This window comes from Siminovitchia terrae, from assembly GCF_003605405.2.
In the GTDB taxonomy this organism is placed as follows: domain Bacteria; phylum Bacillota; class Bacilli; order Bacillales; family Bacillaceae_C; genus Siminovitchia; species Siminovitchia terrae.
The window spans coordinates 189,508-196,097 of sequence record NZ_QYTW02000006.1; the positions used below are offsets into that span (position 1 = coordinate 189,508).

Genomic DNA, 6,590 nt, shown 5'->3' on the forward strand with positions numbered 1-6,590 from the left:
GTTTTGTTTGCCGCTGTCTTCCTTGTGACTTAATAATACCAAGCTCCAAGACTAGCGAAGTCTACAAAAAGTCTATAAAAAGTCTACGAAAAGTCTACAGAGAGCAAAAAGAAACATAGAAAAATCATTAGTGATACAAATCGGAAATTTTATCTTTAAAAGCCCGATCAAGCAATCGGAACTGGTGTATCCTCTCTTTTGGCCGTTTCCCTTCTTCCTGGGCGATACGTTTCAAATCGTCATATTTGATAATCACGGTATGAACTTCTTCGGGATTGACTGGAACTCGTGAGTCCACTTGTTCGATTATCCATGCGTCATCTGCTCCTGACCCGAACAAATACCGTTCAAATTGAAATGTTTGGTCGAATCGGAACGTGGCATCACTTAACCCCAAATTAGAAAGGACAATATGATTTCGGTATTGCTGGCCCGGATGTAGAATGGAATCTGGCGACACCGGCAACTGATAACGTTGCAATTTCTCCCGGTTATCCTTGCTGTCCGTATCTGTGTAAAGGACATCATCGACCAAACGGTATCCTGTTTCGCGCTCAAAGTTCAAAAGAAGTTTTGTTATGCCCTCAATTGTTACCATCGAAAAGGATGGAGATTCCTTATTCACAAGAATCGCTTCTTTTGCCGCATCCGCATATGGGTAGCCGACAATATAGCCTGTATGCTTCCCCATAAAGAAGAAATCACCCACGTAGTCCATGCTGAATGACCTCGTATTTTCCGATCTCCCCTTATCGGTCATGACATTTTGTTGTAAAGGGAACATGTACTTGTATTCCGTGTAAGCTGTCGTATTCATGTAGTCTTTCTTCAAACTATCATCAACATCCGGGGGAAAGAAAGAACCGGAACTCAATTCGTATTTCATCGGATGGAATGAAGGTGTCAGGTGTAAACCAGACGGAAGCGAAACTTCATAGATTAGTCCGCCAACTGAAACAGGAATAGCCGATTGAGTTTTCAAAACGTGTTCTGATTGATAGTTGCTATCTGGGGATTTCCGCCACTGTTCGAAGAAATCTTTTCTTGAAAGCTTAGTTGCACCATTCCAACGATCTTCTTGCCCGACAAGTAACTTTTGTTTCAAGGCTTCTTCTAATGTTGAAAGTTTTAAAGTGTCGCCCTGTCTATGATTCATCGTAAATGTATCCATAATTGCGAATGTCTTTCCAAGCTCCCATACAGGCGTGCGATCCTTGAACTGCCATTTGAAACAATCCTTACCCTGCTGCTCAATACACACATAATTGTCACGATAGAAATTCGTATATTCATAAGAAAAGCCGTATTGATAGGTGTCTCCTTTGACGAGCGATCCTGCTGCGACACCTTGTATCGGATTCTTTTGTTCTATGAAACGTCCTGCAAAATCAATGTGATGTTTTGGATTCCTAACAGCATAGTGTTCCCCTGTGATAGAGAATTGATTGCTTACAGCCACATCGCTTGCTCTCGACCGATCGTTCCGCCGCAGCTCCCAATAGGCAATCCCATCTGCTTGTCCATCCGTCGTTCCCTTCTCTTCATAGTTTTCGCTCGGGTCAGGAAGGGATCTACGATACGTAAAATCTATCGTTATTTCCTTTTTTATGATTCCTTTGAAACTTTGATTTGTCGGGGACGCGACATATGGATTCCCGTCTTTATCTTTGAAGAATCCTGAACCTTTCGGCTTCGCCGCAAACTCATGATTGAGGATAACTTTTTCCTTTTCAGTTCCGAGGATTTTTCCGGTATCTGCATCAATATGCCGGATGATCACATCTATTTTCTTTAAGCGATAGCTCAAAGTTGCTGTTGTTCCTCCAAACGTCCAATAACTAGAAGATGTCCACCGTACAGCATTACCGTCATGCGGACTTCGCACACCATACCAGACAGCGACACCCGTGCTCTCATCCTGATTCACACGTTGATATGTCTGACCCTGCACAAAATACTTGCGGTTCTCACTTGGATTAACCCCTCTCGGAACAGCTCTGCGGATCACGTTTTCAGCATTCATCACTAATTTGTTCGTATCCTCACCGCTATCAAGACTTAATTCACCATTAAGGAAATCCAGACGATCAAAGGCGAACGGCATGATAAGTTCATCGTAGACGATATGCCCGTCCACATTTTTCACAATGTAGAGAATCCAATCTTCTTCCTTATCAGGATCAGGAAACAATTCATCAAGAGGGAGCCAAGCCTTGAAACCGACCCATTTGTATTCCATGTTGCAGACATCGGAAGACACATTTCGAACGCTGCTACCACAAAGGTTGTTAATCGGTCCCGTCGCTGAAGTTTTCCCAAACTCCATATCCTTCCCGGCATTAAGGTTGGTCATTTCCGCCTTCACGATAACTTCCTGATTTGTCCGTTGGTTGACAGCAACGATATACGTTGCCTGATTATCACGATTATGATGCTGCCTCCCCTCAATGACACTCCAACCGTAAAATTGAAGGAAGGACTCCGATCCGCGCCCTTTGTTCGCTTTCGTGATGGTCCAACTCCGTTTCAGGGGATCATTTGAAGCCCCAGAATAAACATCGTAGACGAGTTTTCTTCCTATTCCGGGACGGTATTCTTTCCCGCCCTTTGTTTTTCTCCAATTTTTCTTGACGGCAGAATCGACCGCAAACGGATTGAAATTGGCTCCCGTAGCATTGCCATCTGAAAGAGCAGCTTCAATAGGATGAAAGAGAGGAAGAGTAAGCATTCCTAAAACAACGAATAACAGAAAAAACTTTAGAACAAAACTCCTTTCGTTTTTCATCTAAAAGCCTCCTTGCTTGTTTATCAATTTTTTCAAATGAAAATACAAATAGGCTACCCTCCTTTTTCTACAAAAATCGACATGCACAACAAAAAAGCCCCCACCAAACGTTTATTAAACGCTTAGTGGGGGCTATTTCAGAAGGTAAAAAAGAAACGCTTTTTCCGTTTTGGATTTACATAATACAACATGTTGTGCCTTTTTACGCTTCTGTTTATAAAATATACCATATATTGTAGGCGCTTTCAAACTAAATTATCAGTATTATCATTTTTTGATTCCTTTATCCTTTCTTGCTCTCACTTTCTTCCTAGAGTGGATAGTGGTCATATGGAAACACAAAGCAATTTTTATGTCACTGATCAGATGTTGCGTATGTATCATTATGATGGAAAATAATATACTATAAACAAAAAAAGCGCCTATCTTAGTAACTTCAAGATAGACGCTTTCTACTTATCTTACAATCCAAGTTCAAGGACTGCCTTTACTTTATCGGTGAAATCTCGGTCTGCAAACCGGAGCTTGTGCATTTTCGTTGTCGTCCGGTTCATTTTCATTTGTGCAAGTTCCTTCACTTCCTCATAAGGAATAAGAATCGTATGCACATTTTCCATTGAACCGATGCCTTGCCGCGTATCGACTTGCTCGATGTAGAAGACGTCATCCGCACCTGATCCGAACAGGAATCGCTCGAATGTGAACGTCTGATCAAATTCCACCTTTAAATCGCTAAGGCCCATGTTTTTCAGAATCGTGTGGTTCTTGTATTCTTGCATGGGTTCGAGTGGGGAATCAGGATCTACAGGAATCATATACCGTTTTAACTTATCAAATTCGTTTTGATTAGTATATAAGATGTCGTCTTTATAAACTTCCCCGACTTTATTTGCAAATGCCGCTTCGGAAAGATTTCTTCCTTGTGACATTAGCGAAGAATGTGATGGAAGACTTACATTGTTCACAACGCTGTTTTTCACATCAGCTGCATACCCATAACCCGTTTGGAATCCGGTATGTTTTGTCGTGAAGAACAAATCCGTTTCGTACTTCCAATCAAATTTCCGTTTGTTTCCGCTCATGCCCTTGTCATTCATGACGCTTTGTTGCAATGGAATTGCATAATCATAACCCGGCTCACCTGTATTATTCGCATATTCTGCTTTCAGACTGTCATCTACATCCACCGGATAATAGTGACCATTTGTGAGAACAGATCGTAATACTCTATAGCCAGCATCCTTATGAGCATCGGAAGGTACTTCAACTTGATATTCCAAATCACCCGGTAAGATAGGCAATGTAGATTGCGTTTTTAGTTCGTATCGTGACTTGTTTGTATTGCTACTCGCCTTACTCCATTCTTCATGGAACACTTTCGATGTCTTACTTGAATCGTTCCATAGGTCTTGGCGACCGACGACGAACTTTTCCGCAACTACATCTTCAATTGTATCTTTACGGATGGTATCGCCCTGTTTATGATCGACAGGAATGGAGCCTGCAAGATTAAATTCCTCGGCTGCCCTCCAATCCGGGCTTGAATCATATTCACAGGTTTGTTCCTCCCCGGACCCCGTGCAGACCCAACCAATCTCTTTGTTGGTGTATTCGTAACCAAATCCATATTTCATGCTGACGCCTTTCGCTTCCTGTGCATTCATATGGAATTGAATTGGTCCTTTCTGCCGGACATGCTTGCTTGCAATGGTAACGGTATGTTCCTCATTACGAACCGCCACGTGCTTTTCATATGGCACTTCGAACGCGCTGTATGCATACAGTTCACTTGGGGCATTTGGGTTTGTTCTTTGAAGTTCCCAATAGGCTTCCCCGGTAGAAGTTCCATTTTCCTCATCTTCCCACGTTACATCGAATGTCATCGTAATGAAGAAATCAAGATTATTATAGAAATAGGCGGTTTGCCCATCCGTACAATCAATTGTTCTTGTATCTTCACTGTGGATGACATATCGTCCCGTTGGACCGTGGTGAGCGTTTTGCGGCGTGTTAATCCAACGTGCCGGAATTTCAGAGTTTGGATCATATTCAAGCAATTTTCCTGACTTTACCGCCAAATCATAGAGTTCCTCTGCACGCTCTTGTCCGAGTTCCTTACTGTATTTTTCAATAATTTCATTACGGAATTTCGATGGACTGTGACCTTCATGACTATCTGTTGTATTGTATCTCCCTGTTTCAACCCAAGGGGAGACAGGACTGCCATCATCGTTGTACAGGCGATTTCCATCTTTATCATAGGCTTTTGAATTGTTGCATGCAAAAGTTGCTCCACTCCATCCCGTCCGTTGGGGATGGCTCTTACCTCCTGACTGAACCATCTGGTAAATCGTATTGAAGTCAGTTGGTTCTCTTCCGTACCCTTCACCAACCGTATCCGGCATTTTGAGTGTAATGGTGATTGAATCGGTGATTGGTTCGGAAGCTGCCTTAGCAATTGTTGGCAAACTACTAAACAGTGTAGTTGTCAACAAAAGACTTGCACAAACCACGGAGGCAACTTTCTGAATAGGTTTATTCAAATATAATTCCCTCCTTTATTCACACAGCATGGTTACGGACTCCCGATGTGTTTACCTGCCCTTTGTTGAAGTCAAAGAAAACAGTAAACGTTTTTCCGTTATAGACCTCACCTGTATCAATCACCTGATTAATAATCCGGACAAATTCATCTGTCGTAAGGCCGATGTTCGAAGCAGCATATCGAACACTATCTTCCAATGAATAGCCTTCTGGATAGGCCCATTCCATAATTGAAAATGCCGCTCGGAATCCGTGTCCGTTCTCGCTCATGATTTTTTCTACAATTTCGTTTTGTTTCTTTGTATGTTCACCTGGTACGTAGCCCGAAGGACGTGGAATATCGTTGTAATGGTTTACGTCTGTGTATTTAATCCCTGTACTACCCTTTGAAGGAGTTTCTGGCTTTGGATCAACAGGCTTATCAGGCTTTGGTTGTTCCGGTTTTGGCGTTGGTTCAGGCTTTGGCTCCGGCTTCGGTTCTGGTTTTACAGGTTCGATCGGTTTTGCTTCAAAATCCTCGTCCAAATTCATCAACCGCTGCAAGAATGCCGCATAATGCGCCCTTGTGACCGGATTGTTCGGTTTGTAGTAGCCGCCATCCCCCATTGCAATTCCATTGGAGTATAATGCACGAACATGTTTATTACCCCAATGTGTAGTTGGAACGTCAGGGAAATCATAATCTGCCTTCACTTCAAGTCCGAATGCCAAGTCCAAAACTTTTGCCATCTGTACACGAGTCAATGGAGCTTCTGGGTTAAAGTTTCCTTTTTCATCCCCATCGATGATGCCCGCCATTTGTACCTTTTGAATAACATCATGATACGGGTGCGACTTTGGAACATCTTTGAACTCCTTCGCTTTCCGTACCGGTTCTAATGGCAACGCTCGATCCAAAAGTGCTGCTACGTGTTTACGGGTAATGTTCTCGGATGGGCGGAATGTACCGTCCGGGTATCCATTGATGATTCCTTGATCACGCATGTCATGAATTGCTTCATATGCCCAATGCGACTTCGAAACATCTTTGAATGGAGAAGTTGCCTTGACATTCACCACCTGTAATTCCTTTGAATCGTTATTTTCCTTCGCCGCTTCGGAATGGACCGGGGCAACAGCGGATGGAATTGCAACCGCCGCGGCAAGTGTCGCCACAAATAATGCACTTTGTTTTTTCTTTTTCTTCATTTCGCTTTCCTCCTAATGGTAAAATAGTCTCTCGGCATTCGCCGAGTTAGATGGGTCAAAGGATCTCTTGACC

Annotated in this window: 3 protein-coding genes; all 3 read right to left on the minus strand. The window is 42.9% G+C overall.

Annotated elements, in window-relative coordinates; genetic code table 11:
* Positions 1-127: 127 nt before the first annotated feature.
* Positions 128-2,785 (minus strand): hypothetical protein, encoded by a 2,658-nt coding sequence (locus tag D5F11_RS09100; RefSeq protein WP_120119291.1) that lies wholly within the window; start codon positions 2,783-2,785, stop codon positions 128-130.
* 461 nt (positions 2,786-3,246) lie between these two features.
* Positions 3,247-5,328: a hypothetical protein gene (locus tag D5F11_RS09105; RefSeq protein WP_120119290.1), complete on the minus strand. Its 2,082-nt coding sequence runs from the start codon at positions 5,326-5,328 to the stop codon at positions 3,247-3,249.
* Positions 5,329-5,347: 19 nt separating this feature from the next.
* Positions 5,348-6,517: an S-layer homology domain-containing protein gene (locus D5F11_RS09110; protein ID WP_120119289.1), complete on the minus strand. Its 1,170-nt coding sequence runs from the start codon at positions 6,515-6,517 to the stop codon at positions 5,348-5,350.
* Between the last annotated feature and the right edge of the window lie 73 nt (positions 6,518-6,590).